We start from the raw sequence: 22265 nt of genomic DNA, 5'->3' as shown, positions 1-22265 counted from the left end.
CGATAGCTGTTATTGCCGCGGCAAATCATCCCAGGTGCCGGGAGCGAGTTGCGACTCAATTTCGGGATAGCGCGAGGCATCAAAGACGGGCGGAACGCCGAGCTTGCGCTGGCGAAGATAATCGCGCGCGATGAGCGTCACAACGGGCGACAGGAGCAAGATTGCCGTCAGGTTGGTGATGGCCATCAGCGCCATGATGACGTCCGCCAGCTGCCAGACCATCGGCATGCTGAGCATGGAGCCGACGATCACCATTACCAGCACCCCCGCGCGAAGTACAGTGCGGCTAACGCGGGAATTGACGTTCAGGAAGATAAGGTTGTTTTCGGCATAGATATAGTTCACCGCAATGGAGCTGAAGGCAAAAAGCCCCAGCACGAGCGCGACAAGGCCCGCGCCCCATCCGCCGACGTGGCTGACCAGCGCCTGTTGTACCCAGTGAATGCCGGCCGTGCCGGACGGTTGCTCAACGGCATCGGCCAGCAGCATTATCATCGCGCTGGCGGAGCAGATAACAATCGTGTCCGTGAAGACGCCAATCATCTGCACAATGCCCTGCGCGGCGGGGTGCGGAGGCCAGGATGCGGCCGTGGCGGCAGCGTTCGGCGTGGAGCCCATTCCCGCTTCGTTTGAGAACATCCCCCGCTGAAAGCCCGCCGTGAGCGCCTGGCTAATGGTGTAGCCCAGCGCGCCGGAGGCCGCTTCGCGCCAGCCGAACGCGCTTTTGAAGATGGTGGCGATGACGTTGGGCACCTCATCGATATGGATCGCGCACACCAGCAGGCTGGTGGACACCCACAGCAGCGCCATAACGGGAACCAGCCACTGCATCAGGCGGGCAACCCCTTTCAGCCCGGTCACAATGGTCAGCAGGGTGAGAAGGGCAAGCGCGCCGCCCGTCAACCACTCGGGACAGTTGAAGGCAAAGCGCAGCGCGTGGGCGACGGAGTTTGCCTGTACGGTGTTGAATATAAGGCCGTAGGCAATCAGCAAAAAGATCGAGAACAGGACGCCCATCCAGCGCATTCCCAGCCCGCGAGCCATGTACCAGGCGGGGCCGCCGCGAAACTGACCGCTGTCGTCCTTTTCTTTGTAGAGCTGCGCAAGCGAGCACTCGGCAAAGGAGGTGGCCATGCCGATGATGGCCGTGACCCACATCCAGAATACCGCGCCCGGGCCGCCGGCGCCGATTGCCAGCGCTACGCCGGCAAGATTACCGCTACCGACGCGGGCGGCGAGGCTGGTACAGAGCGCCTGAAAGGAGGTCAGACCGCCCGGTTGTGGAGTGACGCTGTTTTTCAGACTTCTGCCAAACTTGCGGATATAGCGAAACTGAATCAGCCCGCTGCGCCACGTAAACCAGATACCTGCTCCTGAAAGCAGGTATATCATTATCGAACCCCAGAGAACTTCATTGATAAAGAAAAAGAAATCAGGCACTAACGTCCCTCTTGTTGATGCCAACGTGAATATGTAAGCGCTACCACTGATTGGGCATGCCGTTACTTAGCAGCCTGTTAATATTCTGAGTTTATCATACTCTGCCTAAGCGCACTGTCTGCGGTTGCGCTGCCTCTCACTCGTGTTATCATCAGGGCAGACCGGTTACATCCCCCTAACAAGTAAACCTGTCATTTTTCCGCTGCTGGCAAGCTGTCGGTAGTGTGAATTATCCAGGGAACGTTAAAAGAGAAACACTATCATGACGGATAAATTGACCTCCCTTCGTCAGTTCACCACTGTCGTCGCTGACACCGGAGATATCGCGGCAATGAAGCTGTACCAGCCGCAGGATGCCACAACCAACCCTTCTCTGATCCTTAACGCTGCGCAGATCCCTGAGTATCGCAAACTGATCGACGAGGCGGTGACCTGGGCGAAAGCACAGAGCAATGACCGCGCGCAGCAGGTTGTGGATGCCACTGACAAACTGGCAGTGAACATCGGTCTGGAAATCCTGAAACTCGTTCCTGGCCGTATCTCTACCGAAGTAGACGCACGTCTGTCCTACGACACCGAAGCCTCTATCGCCAAAGCAAAACGTCTGATCAAACTGTACAACGATGCTGGCATCAGCAACGACCGCATCCTGATCAAACTGGCCTCTACCTGGCAGGGCATTCGCGCTGCTGAGCAGCTGGAAAAAGAAGGCATCAACTGTAACCTGACCCTGCTGTTCTCCTTCGCGCAGGCGCGTGCGTGTGCTGAAGCAGGCGTATACCTGATTTCTCCGTTCGTGGGCCGTATTCTGGACTGGTACAAAGCCAACACCGACAAGAAAGAGTACGCTGCGTCTGAAGATCCGGGCGTGATTTCCGTAACTGAAATCTACGAATACTACAAGCAGCACGGCTATGAAACCGTTGTTATGGGCGCAAGCTTCCGTAACGTCGGTGAAATCATCGAGCTGGCGGGCTGCGACCGCCTGACCATCGCCCCTGCTCTGCTGAAAGAGCTGGCGGAAAGCGAAGGTGCTATCGAGCGCAAGCTGTCCTACACCGGCGAAGTGAAGGCGCGTCCTGAGCGCATCACCGAATCCGAGTTCCTGTGGCAGCACAACCAGGATCCAATGGCGGTAGACAAACTGGCGGACGGTATCCGTAAGTTTGCTGTCGACCAGGAAAAACTGGAAAAAATGATCGGCGACCTGCTGTAATCATTCCGCGTGACCGGGCTGCCGGTCACGCGTCTTCTCCCTCCGCCTCTGTCTGAAATTCCTCTCTGCGTGTATCATTCCCGTTAATCAGTACTTTTTGGATGAATTGGATATGAATACCTTACGCATCGGCCTGGTGTCGATTTCTGACCGCGCCTCCAGCGGTGTTTATCAGGATAAAGGCATCCCTGCTCTCGAAGAATGGCTGCGCAGCGCACTGACCACCCCGTTCGAGATCCAGACTCGCCTGATCCCCGACGAGCAGCCGATCATCGAGCAGACCCTGTGTGAGCTGGTGGATGAGATGAGCTGTCACCTCGTGCTGACGACCGGCGGAACCGGCCCCGCGCGCCGCGACGTGACGCCGGACGCAACGCTGGCAATCGCCGACCGTGAAATGCCGGGCTTCGGTGAACAGATGCGGCAGATCGGTCTACACTTTGTCCCGACGGCAATTCTTTCCCGCCAGGTCGGGGTGATCCGCAAGCAGGCTCTGATCCTGAACCTGCCGGGGCAGCCGAAGTCGATCAAAGAGACGCTGGAAGGGTTAAAAGCCGAGGATGGCAGCGTCATTGTTCACGGTATATTCGCGAGTGTACCGTATTGTATACAGTTGCTCGACGGGCCGTACGTGGAAACGGACGACAAGGTGGTAGCAGCATTTCGCCCTAAAAGCGCTCGCCGCGAGACAATCTCCTGAAGTTAACTAAAATGTGACATTAGCGCCAGCCGCAGTAGCGTGTAAATGGATTTACGATATAGTAATTTTTTCTTTACGATTACTGTAAAAAATAATCCACAATACATGCACAATGGTTCGCTATGCCACATAACACCCGACCTCTGAATCGCCAGGACTACAAAACCCTTACGCTCGCCGCCCTGGGCGGCGCGCTGGAGTTTTACGACTTCATCATCTTCGTCTTCTTCGCCGCCGTGGTGGGAGCACTGTTCTTCCCGGCGGACATACCGGAATGGCTGCGCCAGGTGCAAACCTTCGGCATTTTCGCCGCCGGGTACCTGGCGCGCCCGCTGGGCGGTATTGTGATGGCGCACTTCGGCGATCTGGTGGGGCGTAAGAAGATGTTTACCCTCAGTATCCTGCTGATGGCCGTGCCGACGCTGGCCATTGGCCTGCTGCCGACCTATGACTCAATGGGCATTATCGCCCCGCTATTGCTGCTGCTGATGCGTATTCTTCAGGGGGGCGGCGATTGGCGGAGAAGTGCCGGGCGCCTGGGTGTTTGTCGCCGAGCACGTCCCTGCGCGCCGCATCGGTATTGCTTGCGGAACCCTGACCGCAGGGCTGACGATTGGGATCCTGCTTGGCTCCGTGGTCGCAACCATCATCAATACCAGCATGACGCAGCAGGCCGTTCACGACTGGGGCTGGCGTATTCCGTTCCTGCTGGGCGGGGTGTTTGGCCTGGTGGCAATGTATCTGCGCCGCTGGCTGCAGGAGACGCCGATATTCCTGGAAATGCAGCAGCGCAAGGCGCTGGCCCGGGAGCTGCCGGTGAAGACGGTGGTGGTGCGGCATAAAAAAGCGGTGGTGGTGTCGATGCTGCTGACCTGGCTGCTGTCGGCGGGTATCGTGGTGGTGATTTTAATGTCGCCGGTCTGGCTGCAAAAGCAGTACGGCTTCGCCCCTGCCGTGACGCTACAGGCGAACAGTATCGCCACCGTTATGCTCTGTTTTGGCTGTCTGGCCGCCGGGCTGGCGGCGGATCGTTTCGGGGCCAGCGTGACCTTTATTGTCGGCAGCCTGCTGCTGGCCGCGTCGAGCTGGGCGTTCTACCATCTTGCGGGCAGCCATCCTGAACAGCTGTTCATGCTGTACGGCATCGTGGGGCTGTGCGTGGGCGTGGTGGGCGCCGTACCGTACGTGATGGTGCGCGCGTTTCCGCCTGAGGTTCGCTTCACCGGGATCTCTTTCTCTTATAACGTCTCGTATGCCATTTTTGGCGGGCTGACGCCGATTGTGGTCACGGTACTGATGGGCGTGTCACCCCTGGCGCCTGCCTGGTACGTGCTGGCGTTATCGCTGATGGGGCTGGTATTGGGGATTTGGCTGCGCCAGTCAGAGGGATGTCGTGCCCGCGAGGCGGACACGACAGAGGGATCAGTGTTTTTCACCAATCGGTAAAATGGTGCGGCCGAACTGCTCGTTCAGCACTTCACCCATTGCCAGGTAGATAGCGCTTGCGCCGCAAACCAGGCCAATCCAGCCGGCAACGTGAACGATGCCTTCGTTATCCGCCAGGTGGCCAACTGCCAGCAGGGCGAACAGTACGGTCAGGCTCAGGAAGACGAACTGGAGCGCGCGGTTGCCTTTTAACGTGCCGAAGAACATGAACAGGGTGAACACGCCCCACAGGCCCAGGTATACGCCCAGGAAGTGGGCGTTTGCCGCATCCGCCAGGCCCATTTTTGGCATCAGCAGAATCGCGACCAGGGTCAGCCAGAACGAACCGTAAGAGGTGAAGGCGGTTAAGCCGAAGGTATTGCCTTTCTTATATTCCAGCAGCCCCGCGAAGATTTGTGCGATACCGCCGTAAAAAATGCCCATCGCCAGGATAATGCCGTCCATCGGGAACATCCCGATATTGTGCAGGTTCAGCAGAATGGTGGTCATGCCAAAACCCATCAGGCCCAGCGGAGCCGGATTAGCCAACTTAGTGTTGCCCATAAGTCCTCAAAAAATCATCATCAAAATGGTGAAATGGTTAAACCCGCGTCAATTCTCCCTGACGGGGCGCGGCATCATAATGGGCGGCATCGACGCCGTCTATGATCTCATCAGGGTGAAATTAAAATTTTTTTATGTCTCCCCCTTGATGGATGACGTTGCGACCCCATCTTGTAAGCAACCGCAGTGTGTGGACCTGAAAAAAATCAAATCTGGGCAGTTGAAAAAGCACGTTCTGCCCTTATTACAGGTACACAACCACATGTTGACTGAATTTTTAGTGGAGACGTTTAGATGGGTAAAATTATTGGTATCGACCTGGGTACTACCAACTCTTGTGTAGCGATTATGGATGGCACTACTGCACGTGTGCTGGAGAACGCCGAGGGCGATCGCACCACGCCTTCTATCATTGCTTATACCCAGGATGGTGAAACTCTGGTTGGTCAGCCGGCTAAACGTCAGGCAGTGACAAACCCGCAAAACACCCTGTTTGCGATCAAACGCCTGATTGGCCGCCGCTTCCAGGACGAAGAAGTTCAGCGTGACGTTTCTATCATGCCTTACAAAATCATCGCAGCAGATAACGGCGATGCATGGCTTGATGTGAAAGGCACCAAAACTGCACCGCCGCAGATTTCTGCTGAGGTGCTGAAAAAAATGAAGAAAACCGCGGAAGATTACCTGGGTGAGCCGGTAACTGAAGCTGTTATCACCGTTCCAGCCTACTTCAACGATGCTCAGCGTCAGGCAACCAAAGATGCTGGCCGTATCGCAGGTCTGGAAGTAAAACGTATCATCAACGAACCAACCGCCGCTGCACTGGCTTACGGTCTGGATAAAGAAGTTGGCAACCGTACTATCGCGGTTTACGACCTGGGTGGTGGTACTTTCGATATCTCTATTATCGAAATCGACGACGTTGACGGCGAAAAAACCTTCGAAGTTCTGGCAACCAACGGTGATACCCACCTGGGTGGTGAAGACTTCGATACTCGTCTGATCAACTACCTCGTTGACGAGTTCAAGAAAGATCAGGGCATTGACCTGCGTAACGACCCGCTGGCCATGCAGCGCCTGAAAGAAGCGGCTGAGAAAGCGAAGATCGAACTGTCTTCCGCTCAGCAGACCGACGTGAACCTGCCGTACATCACCGCAGACGCGACCGGTCCGAAACACATGAACATTAAAGTGACCCGTGCGAAACTGGAAAGCCTGGTAGAAGACCTGGTTAACCGTTCCATCGAGCCGCTGAAAGTTGCACTGCAGGACGCTGGCCTGTCCGTGTCTGATATTCAGGACGTTATCCTGGTAGGTGGTCAGACCCGTATGCCAATGGTTCAGAAGAAAGTAGCTGAATTCTTTGGCAAAGAGCCGCGTAAAGACGTGAACCCGGACGAAGCGGTTGCTATCGGTGCTGCGGTTCAGGGGGGTGTACTGACGGGTGAAGTGAAAGACGTACTGCTGCTGGACGTTACCCCGCTGTCTCTGGGTATCGAAACCATGGGCGGTGTGATGACTCCGCTCATCAACAAAAACACCACTATCCCAACGAAACACAGCCAGGTGTTCTCTACCGCTGAAGACAACCAGTCTGCGGTAACCATCCATGTGATTCAGGGTGAGCGTAAGCGTGCGGCGGATAACAAATCTCTGGGTCAGTTCAACCTGGACGGTATCAACCCGGCACCGCGCGGCATGCCTCAGATCGAAGTGACCTTCGACATCGATGCTGACGGTATCCTGCACGTGTCTGCGAAAGACAAAAACAGCGGTAAAGAGCAGAAGATCACCATCAAGGCATCTTCTGGCCTGAACGAAGCGGAAATCGAAAAAATGGTTCGTGATGCCGAAGCTAACGCGGAATCCGACCGTAAGTTCGAAGAGCTGGTTCAGGCCCGTAACCAGGGTGACCATCTGCTGCACAGCACCCGTAAGCAGGTTGAGGAAGCGGGCGATAAACTGCCAGCGGAAGACAAAACGGCTATCGAAACTGCACTGAGCGCGCTGGAAACGTCTCTGAAAGGCGAAGACAAAGCGGATATCGAAGCGAAGATGCAGGAGCTGGCACAGGTTTCTCAGAAGCTGATGGAAATCGCTCAGCAGCAGCACGCACAGCAGCAGGCGGGCGCTGATGCTTCCCAGAACAACGCGAAAGACGACGACGTTGTCGACGCTGAGTTCGAAGAAGTGAAAGATAAAAAATAATCGCCCTGATGCAGGGTAATTAATCGGCACGGGCGTAGGAGAACTCTCCACGCCCGTGCTCGCATGTTAAGGGGCTTAAAAAAACCAATGGCAAAGCAAGACTATTACGAGATTTTAGGCGTTCCGAAAACTGCGGAAGAGCGTGAAATCAAAAAGGCATATAAGCGCCTGGCCATGAAGTATCACCCGGACCGCAATCAGGGTGATAAAGAGGCTGAAGCTAAATTTAAAGAAATTAAAGAAGCCTACGAAGTCCTGACCGATTCACAAAAACGTGCGGCCTATGACCAGTACGGTCACGCAGCCTTTGAACAGGGCGGCATGGGCGGCGGTGGATTTGGTGGCGGCGGCTTCGGTGGCGGCGCTGATTTCAGCGATATATTTGGTGATGTATTCGGCGACATCTTCGGCGGCGGCCGTGGTCGTCAGCGCGCGGCGCGCGGCGCAGACCTGCGCTACAACATGGAGCTGACGCTGGAAGAAGCGGTTCGTGGCGTCACCAAAGAGATCCGTATCCCGACGCTGGAAGAGTGTGACGTTTGCCACGGCAGCGGCGCGAAAGCGGGGACTCAGCCACAGACCTGTCCAACCTGTCACGGTTCCGGTCAGGTGCAGATGCGCCAGGGCTTCTTCGCGGTACAGCAGGCCTGTCCACACTGTCATGGTCGCGGTACGCTGATTAAAGATCCGTGCAACAAGTGTCACGGTCACGGTCGCGTTGAGAAAACCAAAACCCTGTCCGTTAAGATCCCGGCAGGCGTTGATACGGGCGACCGCATCCGCCTGGCAGGCGAGGGTGAAGCCGGCGAGCACGGCGCACCGGCAGGCGATCTGTACGTTCAGGTACAGGTGAAACAGCACGCCATTTTCGAGCGTGAAGGTAACAACCTGTACTGCGAAGTGCCGATCAACTTTGCGATGGCGGCGCTGGGCGGCGAAATCGAAGTGCCGACGCTGGACGGGCGCGTGAACCTGAAAGTGCCTGGTGAAACGCAGACCGGCAAGCTGTTCCGCATGCGCGGCAAAGGCGTTAAATCCGTTCGCGGTGGCGCGCAGGGCGACCTGCTATGCCGCGTGGTGGTGGAAACGCCGGTCGGCCTGAATGACAAGCAGAAACAGCTGCTGAAAGAGCTACAGGAGAGCTTTGGCGGCCCAACGGGCGAGAAAAACAGCCCACGCTCCAAAAGCTTCTTCGATGGCGTCAAAAAATTCTTCGACGATTTGACCCGCTAAACCGCCAGCTGGTTACTATCCTTTAAAGCCCGGAAGCGATTCCGGGCTTTTTTATTTCTGTATTAAATGCTCGGTTAAACTGAGTTTATCTTCAATATTAATCTGTTTTTACCGATTTGTTTGCGCTGATATTATGGTTTTATCGAGGTATTGTTGTAAAAGAGAGAATTAACGTGAAATTACTACACCGTTTCTTTAGCAGTGAGGCATCCGGCGGCGTTATCCTGATAATCGCTGCTGCGGCCGCCATGTTGCTTGCCAACATGGGCATGACTCGCGATCTCTATCACGCATTTCTGGAAACCCCCGTCGAGCTTAAGGTCGGGCCGCTGGAGATTAACAAGAACATGCTGCTGTGGATCAACGATGCGCTGATGGCGGTGTTCTTCCTGCTGGTGGGGCTGGAGGTCAAACGTGAGCTGGTGATTGGCTCGCTTGCCAGCCGTCAGCGGGCGGCGTTTCCGGTGATCGCTGCGATTGGCGGGATGGTGGTGCCGGCGCTGCTGTTCCTCGCGTTTGCCTGGCAGGATCCGATTGCGCGTGACGGCTGGGCGATCCCGGCTGCAACGGATATCGCGTTTGCCCTTGGGGTGCTGGCCTTGCTCGGAAGCCGCGTCCCCGCAGCACTCAAAATTTTCCTGATGGCGCTGGCGATCATCGATGACCTGGGCGCTATCGTGATTATCGCGCTGTTCTACACCAGCGAGCTGTCGATTCTGTCGCTGAGCGTGGCGGCAGTGGCGATTGCGGCGCTGGCGCTGATGAACATCTTTAACGTCCGACGCACCGGTATCTATATTCTGGTGGGCATGGTGCTGTGGACGGCGGTGCTGAAATCCGGCGTGCACGCCACGCTGGCCGGCGTCATCGTTGGTTTCTTTATCCCGCTGAAGGAGCAGGATGGCAAATCACCTGCCGGACAGCTGGAACACGTGCTTCACCCGTGGGTTGGCTTTATGATCCTGCCGCTGTTTGCGTTTGCCAACGCGGGCGTTTCCCTTGGCGGGGTTACGCTGGAGGGGCTCACCTCCGTGCTGCCGCTGGGTATTATTGCCGGGCTGTTTATCGGCAAGCCGCTGGGGATCAGCCTGTTCTGCTGGCTGGCGCTGAAGCTGAAGCTGGCGTCATTGCCAAACGGGACCTCGTTTAGTCAGATTATGGCGGTCGGCGTGCTGTGCGGTATTGGATTTACCATGTCGATCTTTATCTCGACGCTGGCGTTTGGCGCAAACGCGCCCGAGCTTATCGTCTGGGCGAAGCTGGGCATTCTTATCGGGTCGTTACTGGCCGCGGTGGTGGGTTATACCTTATTGAAGGTTAAGCTGTCCGGACAGGCTGTCCGGGCATAACGGGAGCCGGGAGAAGGGAAGCCTTCTCCCGATCGGCTATCAGGGAGTGAAAACGTGATGTCTCATTTGAACTACAACCATCTCTACTACTTCTGGCATGTCTACAAGCAGGGATCCGTCGTGGGAGCCGCTGAGGCGCTCTACCTGACGCCGCAGACCATCACCGGGCAAATCAAGGCCCTGGAAGAGCGCCTGCAGGGAAAACTGTTCAAGCGGAAAGGGCGCGGGATTGAGCCGAGCGAGCTGGGCGAGCTGGTTTTCCGCTACGCGGACAAAATGTTCACCCTAAGCCAGGAGATGCTGGATATCGTCAACTACCGCAAAGAGTCCAACCTGCTGTTTGACGTGGGCGTGGCGGATGCGCTGTCAAAACGGCTGGTAAGCGGCGTGCTGGATGCGGCGGTAGTGGAAGATGAGCAGATTCATCTGCGCTGCTTCGAATCCACTCACGAGATGCTGCTGGAACAGCTGAGCCAGCACAAGCTGGATATGATTATCTCGGACTGCCCGATCGACTCCACGCAGCAGGAAGGGCTGTTCTCGGTGAAAATTGGCGAGTGCGGCGTCAGCTTCTGGTGCATTAATCCGCCGCCGGAAAAACCGTTCCCGGCCTGCCTGGAAGAGCGCCGCCTGCTGGTGCCGGGAAGACGCTCCATGCTCGGACGTAAGCTGCTGAACTGGTTTAACTCGCAGGGGCTGAACGTGGAAATCCTCGGCGAGTTCGACGATGCCGCGCTGATGAAAGCCTTCGGCGAGGCGCACAACGCTATCTTCGTTGCCCCGACGCTGTACGCGCACGATCTCTATTCAGACGATAAAATTACGGAGATTGGCAGAGTGGATAACGTGATGGAGGAGTATCACGCCATATTCGCCGAAAGGATGATTCAGCATCCTGCGGTGCAGCGTATCTGCAACCGTGACTACTCGTCGCTGTTTACGCCGCCGGCGTTCTGAAGACATAAAAAAACCCGCGTTAAGCGGGTTCTTTCAAACAAGCAACAACAAGTAGCGATTAAGCCAGTTTGTTGATCTGCGCGGTCAGGTTTGCTTTATGACGCGCTGCTTTGTTTTTGTGGATCAGACCTTTAGCAGCCTGACGATCCACGATTGGTTGCATTTCGTTAAATGCGTTCTGCGCTGCAGCTTTGTCGCCAGCTTCGATTGCTGCGTATACTTTCTTGATGAAAGTACGCATCATAGAGCGACGGCTTGCATTGTGCTTACGAGCCTTTTCAGACTGAACGGCACGTTTCTTAGCTGATTTGATATTAGCCAAGGTCCAACTCCCAAATATGATCTATGTGGACAATTCAAAGGCCGAGGAATATGCCCTCTATACCTTCTTTTGTCAATGGATTTGTGCAAATAAGCGCCGTTAATATGGCGACGCTACGTTACGTAGTGATGGCGCAGGATTCTACCAGCTTGTCGTTCGTGAATACAGCTTTTCGGCGTAAAAATCGCAGTTCGCGGGCAGATTTTTTTGCTGTGAAAGGTCAGCGCGATGAAATCATACGGCTTTCTGTTTAGCGTGAACAATCGCCGGTTAACCTTAACCGCTGTACAAGGTATACTTTGGCGATTTTCACTGTCTTGAGCCAGTCATGAAGCTGATACGCGGCATACATAATCTCAGTCAAGCCCCGCACGGGTGCGTGCTGACCATTGGTAATTTCGACGGCGTGCATCGTGGGCATCAGGCGCTGCTGCAGGGATTGCGTAAAGAAGGCGAGGCGCGTGGCCTGCCCGTCGTGGTGATGATTTTCGAACCGCAGCCGCTGGAGCTGTTTGCAGGCGAAAAATCACCCGCACGCCTGACCCGTCTGCGCGAGAAGTTACGCTATCTGGCAGAGTCAGGTGTGGACTACGTCCTGTGCGTACGATTCGATCGTCGCTTTGCCGCACTGACCGCACAAAACTTTGTCAGCGACCTGCTGGTCAGACAGCTTGGCGTGCAGTTTCTCGCCGTGGGCGATGATTTCCGCTTTGGCGCTGGTCGTCAGGGCGATTTCTTGTTATTACAGAAGGCTGGCCTGGAGTACGGGTTTGACGTCACCAGTACGATGACCTTCTGCGAGGGCGGCGTTCGCGTCAGCAGCACGGCGGTACGCCAGGCGCTGGCGAATGATGAACTGGATACGGCAGAAACGCTGCTGGGCCATCCGTTCACGATTTCAGGCCGTGTGGTTCATGGCGATGCGCTGGGCCGCACGATAGGTTTCCCGACGGCGAATATACCGCTGCGCCGTCAGGTCTCCCCGGTGAAAGGGGTGTATGCGGTGGAAGTGGCAGGACTGGGCGATAAGCCTTTCTACGGTGTCGCCAACATTGGCACACGTCCAACGGTTGCCGGTGTACGTCAACAGTTAGAAGTACACCTGCTGGACGTTGTAATGGACCTCTACGGTCGCCATATAGATGTGATACTGCGTAAAAAAATACGCAACGAGCAGCGATTCGCTTCGCTGGATGAACTTAAGGCGCAAATCGCGCGAGATGAATTAACGGCCCGCGAGTTTTTTGGGCTTTAGAACCGGCTTAACTGCCTACGTGATAAATACGGAACCGAGAATCTGATGAGTGACTATAAATCAACCCTGAATTTGCCGGAAACAGGGTTCCCGATGCGCGGCGATCTCGCCAAGCGCGAACCGGGAATGCTGGCGCGTTGGACCGATGATGATCTGTACGGCATCATTCGTGCAGCCAAAAAAGGCAAAAAAACCTTCATTCTGCATGATGGCCCTCCATATGCGAATGGCAGCATTCATATTGGTCACTCTGTAAACAAGATTCTGAAAGACATTATCGTGAAGTCCAAAGGGCTCGCGGGATATGACTCGCCTTACGTTCCGGGCTGGGACTGCCACGGTCTGCCAATCGAGCTGAAGGTGGAACAAGAGTTTGGCAAGCCGGGTGAGAAGTTCACCGCCGCAGAGTTCCGCGCGAAGTGCCGCGAATACGCTGCCACCCAGGTTGACGGCCAGCGCGCGGACTTTATCCGTCTGGGCGTGCTGGGCGACTGGTCACACCCGTACCTGACCATGGACTTCAAAACCGAAGCCAACATCATCCGTGCGCTGGGCAAAATCATCGGTAACGGACACCTGCACAAAGGTGCGAAGCCGGTGCACTGGTGCGTGGACTGCCGTTCTGCCCTGGCAGAAGCGGAAGTTGAGTATTACGACAAAACCTCGCCTTCAATCGACGTGGCGTTCGAAGCGGTCGATCAGGATGCGATCAAAGGTAAATTCGGCCTGCCTGGCGTAAACGGCGCGATCTCTCTGGTTATCTGGACCACCACCCCGTGGACCCTGCCGGCGAACCGCGCTATCTCCCTGTCCGCTGAGTTCGAATATGCGCTGGTGCAGGTTGAAGGTCGTGCGCTGATTCTGGCGAAAGATCTGGTTGAAAGCGTGCTGAAACGCGCGAACATCACCGACTACGCCGTGCTGGGCACAGTAAAAGGTGACGCGCTGGAGCTGATGCGCTTTAAACATCCGTTCCTGGACTTCGACGTTCCGGCGATCCTGGGCGACCACGTCACGCTGGACGCGGGTACCGGTGCGGTACATACCGCCGGTGGCCATGGTCCCGACGACTACAACATCAGCCTGAAATACGGTCTGGAAATCGCTAACCCGGTTGGTCCGGACGGTTCATACCTGCCAGGTACTTACCCGGCGCTGGACGGTATCAACGTCTTCAAGGCGAACGACATCATCGTTGAGATGCTGCGTGAGCGCGGCGCGCTGCTGCACGTTGAGAAAATGCAGCACAGCTATCCGTGCTGCTGGCGTCACAAGTCGCCGATCATCTTCCGCGCTACGCCGCAGTGGTTCGTGAGCATGGATCAGAAGGGCCTGCGCGAGCAGTCTCTGAAGGAGATCAAGGGCGTGCAGTGGATCCCGGACTGGGGTCAGGCGCGTATTGAATCCATGGTGGCTAACCGTCCTGACTGGTGTATCTCCCGTCAGCGTACCTGGGGCGTGCCGATGTCTCTGTTCGTGCATAAAGAGACGCAGGAACTGCATCCAAACACGCTGGAGCTGATGGAAGAAGTGGCGAAGCGCGTCGAAATCGACGGCATTCAGGCGTGGTGGGATCTCGACGCCCGCGACATCCTGGGCGCGGACGCGGATAACTACGAGAAAGTGCCCGATACCCTGGACGTGTGGTTCGACTCCGGATCGACTCACGCCTCCGTGGTTGACGTGCGCCCTGAGTTTGCCGGTCACGCTGCCGACATGTATCTGGAAGGTTCCGACCAACACCGCGGCTGGTTCATGTCATCCCTGATGATCTCCACCGCCATGAAGGGCAAAGCGCCTTACCGTCAGGTTCTGACTCACGGCTTCACCGTTGATGGCCAGGGCCGCAAGATGTCCAAGTCCATCGGTAACACCGTTTCTCCGCAGGACGTGATGAACAAGCTGGGCGCAGATATTCTGCGTCTGTGGGTGGCGTCTACCGACTACACCGGCGAAATGGCGGTGTCTGACGAGATCCTGAAGCGTGCTGCCGACAGCTATCGTCGTATCCGTAACACCGCGCGCTTCCTGCTGGCGAACCTGAACGGTTTCGATCCGGTGAAAGACATGGTGAAGCCGGAAGAGATGGTGGTGCTGGATCGCTGGGCGGTCAGCTGCGCGAAAGCGGCGCAGGAAGACATCGTTAAGGCATATGAGTCTTACGATTTCCATGAAGTGGTGCAGCGCCTGATGCGCTTCTGCTCCATCGAGATGGGCTCGTTCTACCTCGACATCATCAAAGACCGCCAGTACACCGCGAAAGCGGACAGCGTGGCGCGCCGTAGCTGTCAGTCTGCGCTGTACCATATCGCAGAAGCGCTGGTGCGCTGGATGGCGCCTATCATGTCCTTCACCGCGGATGAAATCTGGGGCTACCTGCCAGGCGACCGCGAGAAGTATGTCTTCACCGGCGAGTGGTACGAAGGTCTGTTCGATCTCTCCAGCACTGAAGCGATGAACGACGCCTTCTGGGACGAGCTGCTGAAGGTGCGTGGCGAAGTGAACAAGGTTATCGAGCAGGCGCGAGCTGACAAGAAAGTCGGCGGCTCCCTGGAAGCGGCAGTGACCCTGTACGCCGAACCGGAGCTGGCGGCAAAACTGACGGCGCTGGGCGATGAATTACGATTTGTCCTGTTGACCTCCGGTGCGAAAGTTGCGGATTATGCCGATGCTTCTGCTGATGCTCAGCAGAGCGAACTGCTCAAAGGACTGAAGGTCGCGCTGAGCAAAGCCGACGGTGAGAAATGCCCGCGTTGCTGGCATTACACTACCGATGTCGGTCAGGTGGCGGAACACGCAGACATCTGCGGACGCTGTGTAAGCAACGTCGCCGGTGACGGCGAAAAACGTAAGTTTGCCTGATGAGTAAAACTCTCTGTTCAACAGGACTGCGCTGGCTGTGGCTGGTTGTGGTGGTGCTGATTATCGATCTGGGCAGCAAGTTCCTGATCCTCCAGAATTTCGCTCTGGGGGATACGGTCCCGCTGTTCCCGTCGCTTAACCTGCACTATGCACGTAACTACGGCGCGGCGTTTAGTTTCCTTGCTGACAGCGGTGGCTGGCAGCGCTGGTTCTTCGCAGGTATCGCAATGGGTATCTGCGTCGTGCTGGCGGTGCTGATGTACCGCTCGAAGGTAACACAAAAGCTGAATAATATCGCCTATGCGCTGATCATTGGTGGCGCACTGGGCAACCTGTTTGACCGCCTGTGGCACGGCTTTGTGGTCGACATGATCGACTTCTACGTCGGCAACTGGCACTTCGCGACCTTTAACCTCGCCGATAGCGCAATTTGTATCGGTGCGGCGTTAATCGTGCTGGAAGGCTTCTTGCCTAAACCGGCGGCGAAAGAGCAGGCGTAACAAACCTGCCCGGCGGCGCTTCGCCTGCACCGGCCTGCGGTTATCGCAGACCAGGCAAGCGTAGCGCCGCCGGGCGAAAACCAGCGAGCAATTTGCATGTCTAAATCCGTACAGAGCAACAGCGCACTCCTCGTTCACTTCACGCTGAAGCTGGACGATGGCTCCACTGCTGAGTCCACCCGCAACAACGGTAAACCCGCGCTGTTTCGCCTGGGCGACACCTCCCTCTCTGAAGGGCTGGAGCAACAGCTTCTCGGCCTGAAAGAGGGTGAAAAAAAGGCGTTCTCGCTGGAGCCGGATGCGGCATTCGGCGTACCAAGCCCGGACCTGATTCAGTACTTTTCGCGCCGTGAGTTTATGGACGCGGGCGAACCGGAAATCGGGGCGATTATGCTCTTCACCGCTATGGACGGCAGCGAAATGCCTGGCGTGATCCGCGAAATCAACGGCGACTCGATTACCGTTGACTTCAACCATCCGCTTGCCGGGCGTACCGTTCATTTTGATGTAGAAGTGCTGGAGATCGATCCGGCACTGGAGGCCTGAAATGCAGATCCTGTTGGCTAACCCGCGCGGCTTCTGCGCCGGTGTAGACCGCGCTATCAGCATTGTTGAAAACGCGCTGGAGATTTACGGCGCGCCGATTTACGTGCGTCATGAAGTGGTGCATAACCGCTACGTGGTCGACAGCCTGCGCGAGCGCGGGGCGATCTTCATCGAGCAAATCAGCGAAGTGCCGGACGGCGCTATTCTGATCTTCTCCGCGCACGGCGTGTCACAGGCAGTGCGTAACGAAGCCAAAAGCCGCGATCTGACCGTATTCGACGCTACCTGTCCGCTGGTGACCAAAGTGCATATGGAAGTGGCGCGCGCCAGCCGTCGTGGTGAAGAGTCGATCCTGATTGGTCACGCCGGTCACCCGGAAGTCGAGGGCACGATGGGCCAGTACAGCAACCCGGAAGGGGGGATGTACCTGGTTGAATCGCCGGAAGATGTCCTGACGCTCAACGTGAAAAACGAAGGCCGCCTGTCGTTCATGACGCAGACCACGCTTTCGGTTGATGATACGTCGGACGTGATTGACGCGCTGCGCCAGCGTTTCCCGAAAATCGTCGGGCCGCGTAAAGATGATATCTGCTACGCAACCACTAACCGTCAGGAAGCGGTGCGTGCACTGGCTGAACAGGCCGACGTGGTGCTGGTGGTCGGCTCAAAAAACTCCTCTAACTCCAACCGTCTGGCCGAGCTGGCACAGCGGATGGGCAAGGCGGCGTTCCTGATCGACGACGCGACGGACATCCAGGAAGCGTGGGTGAAAAACGCGGCCTGCGTTGGCGTCACCGCCGGGGCTTCCGCGCCGGATATCCTCGTGCAGAACGTGATTGTCCGCCTGCAGGAGCTGGGCGGTGGTGAAGCCGTTCCGCTGGAAGGCCGGGAAGAGAATATTGTCTTCGAAGTCCCGAAAGAGCTGCGTATCGACGCGCGTGAAGTAGAATAAGCTTTAAAAAATGCCAGTCATCAGGTGACTGGCATTTTTTCATTCAGATAGTTAATCATAGCCCGCATTCTGGCTGGCATATGCTTGTTACGCGTCCACAGCAGCCATAGCTCACCTGAATAGCTGTCGATGAAATTCCACTCCGGCAGAACCTGCACAATTTCCCCATTTTCAAGCGCCTCACGCGCCGTAAACAGCGGTAAGCTTCCGATACCAACATGACGTTTAACCGCGTCAAGCCGCACGCCCGTGTGGTTAGCCGCGTAGCGGCCGTGCGTCTGTACCACCTCCGTTTTCCCCTGCAGCGTAAATTTCCAGCGTGAATCGGCCGGGGTTTCACCGAGCGAAATACAGCTATGCGCCAGGAGGTCCTGCGGATGCTGAGGCGTGCCCGCGCGACGAAGGTATTCTGGCGTAGCGCAAATAATATGGCTTACCGGCATCAGCGGTTTTCCGTACAGGCCTGGAGAAGGTGAGTTGGTGATCCGTAAGGCCAGATCGACACCATCATCGATCAGATCCATGTAGCGATCTTCCAGGCGCAGGCAGACGTCTATTTGCGGATAGCGCTCCAGAAAGGCGGGTATCAGCGGATGGATCACAAACCTTCCCACCGCTTTCGGCACGCTCAGTGTGAGCTTTCCCTGCGCGATGGTTTGCAGACTGCTGCCGGAATCTAATGCCTGCTGTGCTGCTTCCAGCATCTCCAGCGCATGTTCATAAACGGATTTTCCGGTTTCGGTAAGTGCCAGCTTGCGCGTGGTGCGGTTCAGTAACTTACATCCCATCTCCTTTTCCAGGCGTGAAACACAGCGGCTGATCGCCGAGGGAGTCGCGCCCGCAATGCGGGCCGCGGTTGAAAAATTACCGTGTTCAACGATGGAAACGAAGGTGGCGAGATCGGGAAGCAGTGCAGGTTTCATTTGTGCATACCACGCAAGAGTGCATTGTTTGAAAGGCAGATTATCTATGCGTAAGTGATGAATATACTGTCAGGGTACAGAGGAGAACAACCATGACAGAACGACTTTATTACGCCAGTGACGCGACAGAAGCCCGGGTGAAGGCGATCCGCTGCACTGAAGAAGCTGATGGCCGCTACGCCGTCGAGCTGGATCAAACCCTTTTCCATCCGCAGGGAGGAGGGCAGCCGGCGGATCGGGGCTTAATCGCGGGGATCGCCGTGGAGAGCGTGAGCCTGCGGGGGGAGCAGCTCGTTCATATTCTGGCTAAACCGCTGGCGCCAGGGGAGGTGGAGATTCAGGTCGATAAAAGCGCGCGCGTGCGTCACTCCCGCTGGCACAGCGCGGGCCATTTGATTGGTTATGCCGGCGAGCGATTTGGCTGGTAACCGGTTAAAGCCCACCACTGGTCGGGTGAAGGCCGGATTACCTTTACGGCCAGGGAGCAGCAGGCCTCAGTGCCTGATGCCGGCTCCCTGATCGCCCTCATCAACGGCTGGAAGGCCGACAATCTGCGTTGTTATACCGAAACGGAAGCGGGCAGACGCACGGTGCGCTTCGGCGATCTTCCGGCCTACTCGTGCGGCGGAACGCACGTTACCCAGCTGGCGGAAATCGGTGAAATGCAGATCTCGGGGATGAAAATAAAAAAAGGACAGCTGGTGGTCACTTACGCCCTCAACGAGCAGGCGTAGCCGGAGTGTGATTAACCCGACAGAGCGGGAGGCTTCACAGGAGGAGAAGCGGTAAATCTGGTAAGCTTGTCGTGTTGTTCTCCTCGGGCCGGAGATAAACATGAATCCTCACATTATTCTACTTACCGCATACCACCTGTTAGCCTCTGAACGTCACCTCCAGGTACGGGAGGTCAGCCATGCTTAACGTTGGGCTGGATATAACCATCACACATCAGCCGTTGGGCTTTTACTACGGAGGCGACGTCACTGGCCCAATGCCGGAGATCCGAACGCTGGATCAGATCCGCCCGTCGCTGCGCAATCCGGACTGCGAAGGGCCAGAGCAGGTGTATGCCATCGCGATGGACGTGGCGCGCCTGGCGGACAGGCCGGAGCTCGAAAAGCGGATGCTGCTGTTTGGCGTGGTTACCTGTGTCGCAGGCACGCTCGGCGATGAGCCGGTTCGCAGCCAGGGGCACGTTCACCGTATCAGCCAGCACAGCGGCTGGTGGTGCGGGAATCATGCGGTTTTCGCTGACGATCATGTCTTTCACTGATATCTCTCCCTGTTTATCATTAAATTCTAATTATTGGCGTTTTCAGTGGCACCCTTTGCGAAGGCTGGTTAATCTGAAAACGGTTTACATCATTTTAACGTAAGAGAATAACTATGCATGATGCACAGATCCGCGTCGCCATTGCGGGCGCGGGTGGACGTATGGGCCGCCAGCTGATTCAGGCGGCACTACAGATGGACGGCGTGGCGCTGGGCGCGGCGCTGGAGCGTGAAGGTTCATCCCTGCTGGGTGCCGATGCGGGTGAGCTGGCCGGCACGGGCAGGACGGGCGTAACCGTTCAGAGCAGCCTTGACGCGGTGAAGGATGATTTTGATGTGTTTATCGATTTTACCCGCCCGGAAGGCACGCTGGCGCATCTGGCATTTTGTCGGCAGCACGGTAAAGGCTTGGTCATCGGCACCACGGGTTTTGACGATGCCGGTAAACAGGCCATTCAGGATGCGTCAAACGAGATTGCGATCGTCTTCGCCGCGAACTTTAGCGTAGGCGTTAACGTCATGCTGAAGCTGCTGGAGAAAGCGGCGAAGGTGATGGGCGACTATACCGACATTGAGATTATTGAAGCGCACCACCGTCATAAAGTCGATGCCCCTTCGGGCACGGCGCTGGCGATGGGCGAAGCGATTGCTCATGCCATGGATAAAGATTTGAAAGCGTGCGCGGTTTACACCCGTGAAGGCCATACCGGTGAACGCGTGCCGGGAACCATTGGTTTTGCTACCGTGCGTGCAGGGGATATCGTCGGCGAACATACGGCAATGTTCGCCGATATTGGCGAGCGCGTAGAGATCACCCATAAAGCCTCCAGCCGCATGACGTTTGCCAACGGTGCGGTTCGCTCCGCTTTGTGGCTGAAATCAAAAGAACGCGGTCTTTTTGATATGCGAGATGTCCTCGATCTCAATAATTTGTAAGCATTATTACCCATCGTGATGTGGTTATTGCAGTCGTAATGTATTGATTGCATAGGGCAATAATTTATTGCCCTCTTATTTTATCATTTTGGTATGAAATAAATCACATAATCGCTATAAGCTTCAATCTTCCCTCCCTTTTGTGTGAAATGAATGTAAATTTTGACCATCTGGTCCACTTTTTAGTGCTCTCATTTCAAAAATCTCATTAAATCTGCCGCGCAAGCGTTTTCCAGAATGATTTGCATGATCTTTTTGCCCGTTAAAACGTATTTCAGCAGCCAGGGCTGCAAAAGAATAAGCAAAAAAGCCGTTTTGAGTTGACTTTTACCTGGCAAATCCCCAGAATGCCGCCGTTTGCCAAAAATCCGCTGGCAACACATTTGCATTGATTCATGACGTGGTTATGCATTAATATGCAAATAAAGTGAGTGAATATTCTCTGGAGGGTGTTTTGATTAAGTCAGCGCTATTGGTTCTGGAAGACGGAACCCAGTTTATCGGTCGGGCCATAGGGGCAACGGGTTCGGCGGTTGGGGAAGTCGTTTTCAATACTTCAATGACCGGTTATCAAGAAATCCTCACTGATCCTTCCTATTCTCGCCAAATCGTTACTCTTACTTATCCTCATATCGGCAATGTCGGCACCAATGCTGCTGACGACGAATCTTCTCAGGTACACGCGCAGGGTCTGGTCATTCGCGACCTGCCGCTGATTGCCAGCAACTTCCGCAATACCGAAGATCTCTCTTCCTGGCTGAAGCGCCATAACATCGTGGCGATTGCCGATATCGATACCCGTAAGTTAACGCGTCTGCTGCGCGAGAAGGGTGCCCAGAACGGCTGCATCATCGCGGGTGATAACCTCGATGCGACGCTGGCGCTGGAAAAAGCGAAAGCCTTCCCTGGCCTGAACGGCATGGACCTGGCGAAAGAAGTGACCACGGCGGAAGCCTACAGCTGGACGCAGGGGAGCTGGACGCTGGAAGGCGACCTGCCGGAAGCGAAAAAAGAGAGCGAGCTGCCGTTCCACGTGGTGGCCTACGATTTCGGTGCCAAGCGCAACATCCTGCGCATGCTGGTTGACCGCGGCTGCCGCCTGACGGTGGTGCCGGCGCAAACGTCCGCTGAAGACGTGCTGAAGATTAACCCGGACGGCATTTTCCTCTCAAACGGTCCTGGCGATCCGGCACCGTGCGATTACGCCATCGCCGCCATCAAGTCCTTCCTCGAAACCGATATTCCGGTATTCGGCATCTGCCTCGGCCATCAGCTGCTGGCGCTGGCTAGCGGTGCGAATACCCTCAAGATGAAGTTCGGCCACCACGGTGGCAACCACCCGGTTAAAGATATCGACAACAACACGGTGATGATTACTGCGCAGAACCACGGTTTCGCCGTAGACGAAGCGTCAATGCCGGCAACCCTGCGCGTAACGCACAAATCGCTGTTCGATGGCACCCTGCAGGGTATTCATCGTACCGATAAGCCAGCGTTCAGCTTCCAGGGCCACCCGGAAGCCAGCCCGGGCCCGCACGACGCCGCGCCGCTGTTCGATCACTTTATCGAACTTATCGAGCAATACCGTAAGACCGCTAAATAATC

Annotated in this window: 17 protein-coding genes and 4 pseudogenes; 17 read left to right on the top strand and 4 right to left on the bottom strand. The window is 56.1% G+C overall.

All coding sequences use genetic code 11. The features are described 5' to 3' along the window. Window positions 1-9: 9 nt before the first annotated feature. The gene (locus HWQ14_RS01355) at window positions 10-1440 is read right to left on the bottom strand and encodes an alanine/glycine:cation symporter family protein (protein ID WP_176608743.1); all 1431 of its coding nucleotides are present in this window, start codon (window positions 1438-1440) and stop codon (window positions 10-12) included. 262 nt (window positions 1441-1702) lie between these two features. Between HWQ14_RS01355 and tal the strand changes: the two genes are divergently transcribed. From tal to HWQ14_RS01340, 3 genes and pseudogenes are all read left to right on the top strand, one after another. Continuing rightward, window positions 1703-2656, top strand: a complete 954-nt coding sequence (tal, locus tag HWQ14_RS01350) for a transaldolase (RefSeq protein ID WP_148420029.1) — start codon at window positions 1703-1705, stop codon at window positions 2654-2656. A 112-nt stretch (window positions 2657-2768) separates the two neighbouring features. Further along, a complete protein-coding gene (gene mog, locus HWQ14_RS01345; RefSeq protein ID WP_176608742.1) occupies window positions 2769-3356 on the top strand; it encodes a molybdopterin adenylyltransferase in 588 nt (195 codons plus the stop codon). Window positions 3357-3478: 122 nt separating this feature from the next. Beyond that, window positions 3479-4802: pseudogene (locus HWQ14_RS01340) on the top strand (MFS transporter). Here HWQ14_RS01340 and satP read toward each other — a convergent pair. Beyond that, entirely contained in the window at window positions 4779-5345 is a 567-nt protein-coding gene (gene satP, locus HWQ14_RS01335; RefSeq protein ID WP_148420032.1) for an acetate uptake transporter, read from the bottom strand. The pseudogene HWQ14_RS01340 and the gene satP overlap by 24 nt on opposite strands. A 294-nt stretch (window positions 5346-5639) precedes the next feature. Between satP and dnaK the strand changes: the two genes are divergently transcribed. From dnaK to nhaR, 4 genes are all read left to right on the top strand, one after another. Continuing rightward, entirely contained in the window at window positions 5640-7553 is a 1914-nt protein-coding gene (dnaK, locus tag HWQ14_RS01330) for a molecular chaperone DnaK (RefSeq protein WP_176608741.1), read from the top strand. A gap of 87 nt (window positions 7554-7640) precedes the next feature. Beyond that, the gene (gene dnaJ / locus HWQ14_RS01325) at window positions 7641-8786 is read left to right on the top strand and encodes a molecular chaperone DnaJ (RefSeq protein ID WP_148420034.1); all 1146 of its coding nucleotides are present in this window, start codon (window positions 7641-7643) and stop codon (window positions 8784-8786) included. Window positions 8787-8959: 173 nt separating this feature from the next. Then, complete coding sequence (nhaA, locus tag HWQ14_RS01320) at window positions 8960-10135, top strand: Na+/H+ antiporter NhaA (protein WP_176608740.1); 1176 nt, start codon at window positions 8960-8962, stop codon at window positions 10133-10135. Window positions 10136-10192: 57 nt separating this feature from the next. Further along, the gene (gene nhaR, locus HWQ14_RS01315) at window positions 10193-11092 is read left to right on the top strand and encodes a transcriptional activator NhaR (RefSeq protein WP_176608739.1); all 900 of its coding nucleotides are present in this window, start codon (window positions 10193-10195) and stop codon (window positions 11090-11092) included. 58 nt (window positions 11093-11150) lie between these two features. Here the strand turns inward: nhaR and rpsT are convergent, their stop codons facing one another. After that, complete coding sequence (gene rpsT, locus HWQ14_RS01310; RefSeq protein ID WP_003856458.1) at window positions 11151-11414, bottom strand: 30S ribosomal protein S20; 264 nt, start codon at window positions 11412-11414, stop codon at window positions 11151-11153. Window positions 11415-11529: 115 nt separating this feature from the next. Here rpsT and HWQ14_RS23180 point away from each other — a divergent pair. The 6 genes and pseudogenes from HWQ14_RS23180 to ispH form a co-directional block, all read left to right on the top strand. Next, window positions 11530-11735 (top strand): annotated as a pseudogene (locus HWQ14_RS23180) (DUF2575 domain-containing protein); the annotation flags it as partial. Between the two features lie 7 nt (window positions 11736-11742). Beyond that, complete coding sequence (gene ribF / locus HWQ14_RS01300; protein WP_148420037.1) at window positions 11743-12669, top strand: bifunctional riboflavin kinase/FAD synthetase; 927 nt, start codon at window positions 11743-11745, stop codon at window positions 12667-12669. A gap of 45 nt (window positions 12670-12714) precedes the next feature. Next, window positions 12715-15531, top strand: coding sequence for an isoleucine--tRNA ligase (ileS, locus tag HWQ14_RS01295; protein WP_176608738.1), 2817 nt, complete (start codon window positions 12715-12717; stop codon window positions 15529-15531). After that, window positions 15531-16031 (top strand): signal peptidase II, encoded by a 501-nt coding sequence (lspA, locus tag HWQ14_RS01290; protein ID WP_176608737.1) that lies wholly within the window; start codon window positions 15531-15533, stop codon window positions 16029-16031. Before ileS ends, lspA begins: the two co-directional genes overlap by 1 nt. 96 nt (window positions 16032-16127) lie before the next feature. After that, a complete protein-coding gene (gene fkpB, locus HWQ14_RS01285; protein WP_148420039.1) occupies window positions 16128-16577 on the top strand; it encodes an FKBP-type peptidyl-prolyl cis-trans isomerase in 450 nt (149 codons plus the stop codon). 1 nt (window position 16578) lies between these two features. Further along, window positions 16579-17529, top strand: coding sequence for a 4-hydroxy-3-methylbut-2-enyl diphosphate reductase (ispH, locus tag HWQ14_RS01280; RefSeq protein ID WP_148420040.1), 951 nt, complete (start codon window positions 16579-16581; stop codon window positions 17527-17529). A gap of 20 nt (window positions 17530-17549) precedes the next feature. On the opposite strand, the gene HWQ14_RS01275 is transcribed toward ispH, so the two are convergent. Further along, window positions 17550-18452: a LysR family transcriptional regulator gene (locus HWQ14_RS01275; protein ID WP_176608736.1), complete on the bottom strand. Its 903-nt coding sequence runs from the start codon at window positions 18450-18452 to the stop codon at window positions 17550-17552. Window positions 18453-18544: 92 nt separating this feature from the next. On the opposite strand from HWQ14_RS01275, the pseudogene HWQ14_RS01270 reads away from it, so the two are divergent. From HWQ14_RS01270 to carA, 4 genes and pseudogenes are all read left to right on the top strand, one after another. Then, a pseudogene (locus HWQ14_RS01270) lies at window positions 18545-19186 on the top strand (alanyl-tRNA editing protein). A gap of 179 nt (window positions 19187-19365) precedes the next feature. Next, a pseudogene (locus HWQ14_RS01265) lies at window positions 19366-19716 on the top strand (glucose-6-phosphate isomerase family protein); the annotation flags it as partial. 122 nt (window positions 19717-19838) lie between these two features. Then, window positions 19839-20660, top strand: coding sequence for a 4-hydroxy-tetrahydrodipicolinate reductase (gene dapB, locus HWQ14_RS01260; RefSeq protein WP_176608735.1), 822 nt, complete (start codon window positions 19839-19841; stop codon window positions 20658-20660). A 454-nt stretch (window positions 20661-21114) separates the two neighbouring features. Further along, a complete protein-coding gene (gene carA / locus HWQ14_RS01255) occupies window positions 21115-22263 on the top strand; it encodes a glutamine-hydrolyzing carbamoyl-phosphate synthase small subunit (protein ID WP_176608734.1) in 1149 nt (382 codons plus the stop codon). Window positions 22264-22265 lie beyond the last annotated feature (2 nt).

The sequence above is a fragment of the Enterobacter cloacae genome (assembly GCF_013375935.1).
Lineage (GTDB): Bacteria > Pseudomonadota > Gammaproteobacteria > Enterobacterales > Enterobacteriaceae > Enterobacter > Enterobacter pasteurii.
The sequence above is the reverse complement of the archived record's forward strand: the minus strand, read 5'-3'. Positions and strand labels throughout refer to the sequence as shown.

Bases quoted from the DNA above. Each gene is read 5' to 3' on its own strand.
- tal (WP_148420029.1), top strand. From the start codon at position 1,703: ATGACGGATAAATTGACCTCCCTTCGTCAGTTCACCACTGTCGTCGCT.
- mog (WP_176608742.1), top strand. From the start codon at position 2,769: ATGAATACCTTACGCATCGGCCTGGTGTCGATTTCTGACCGCGCCTCC.
- satP (WP_148420032.1), bottom strand. From the start codon at position 5,345: ATGGGCAACACTAAGTTGGCTAATCCGGCTCCGCTGGGCCTGATGGGT.
- dnaK (WP_176608741.1), top strand. From the start codon at position 5,640: ATGGGTAAAATTATTGGTATCGACCTGGGTACTACCAACTCTTGTGTA.
- dnaJ (WP_148420034.1), top strand. From the start codon at position 7,641: ATGGCAAAGCAAGACTATTACGAGATTTTAGGCGTTCCGAAAACTGCG.
- nhaR (WP_176608739.1), top strand. From the start codon at position 10,193: ATGTCTCATTTGAACTACAACCATCTCTACTACTTCTGGCATGTCTAC.
- ribF (WP_148420037.1), top strand. From the start codon at position 11,743: ATGAAGCTGATACGCGGCATACATAATCTCAGTCAAGCCCCGCACGGG.
- ileS (WP_176608738.1), top strand. From the start codon at position 12,715: ATGAGTGACTATAAATCAACCCTGAATTTGCCGGAAACAGGGTTCCCG.
- lspA (WP_176608737.1), top strand. From the start codon at position 15,531: ATGAGTAAAACTCTCTGTTCAACAGGACTGCGCTGGCTGTGGCTGGTT.
- fkpB (WP_148420039.1), top strand. From the start codon at position 16,128: ATGTCTAAATCCGTACAGAGCAACAGCGCACTCCTCGTTCACTTCACG.
- ispH (WP_148420040.1), top strand. From the start codon at position 16,579: ATGCAGATCCTGTTGGCTAACCCGCGCGGCTTCTGCGCCGGTGTAGAC.
- HWQ14_RS01275 (WP_176608736.1), bottom strand. From the start codon at position 18,452: ATGAAACCTGCACTGCTTCCCGATCTCGCCACCTTCGTTTCCATCGTT.
- dapB (WP_176608735.1), top strand. From the start codon at position 19,839: ATGCATGATGCACAGATCCGCGTCGCCATTGCGGGCGCGGGTGGACGT.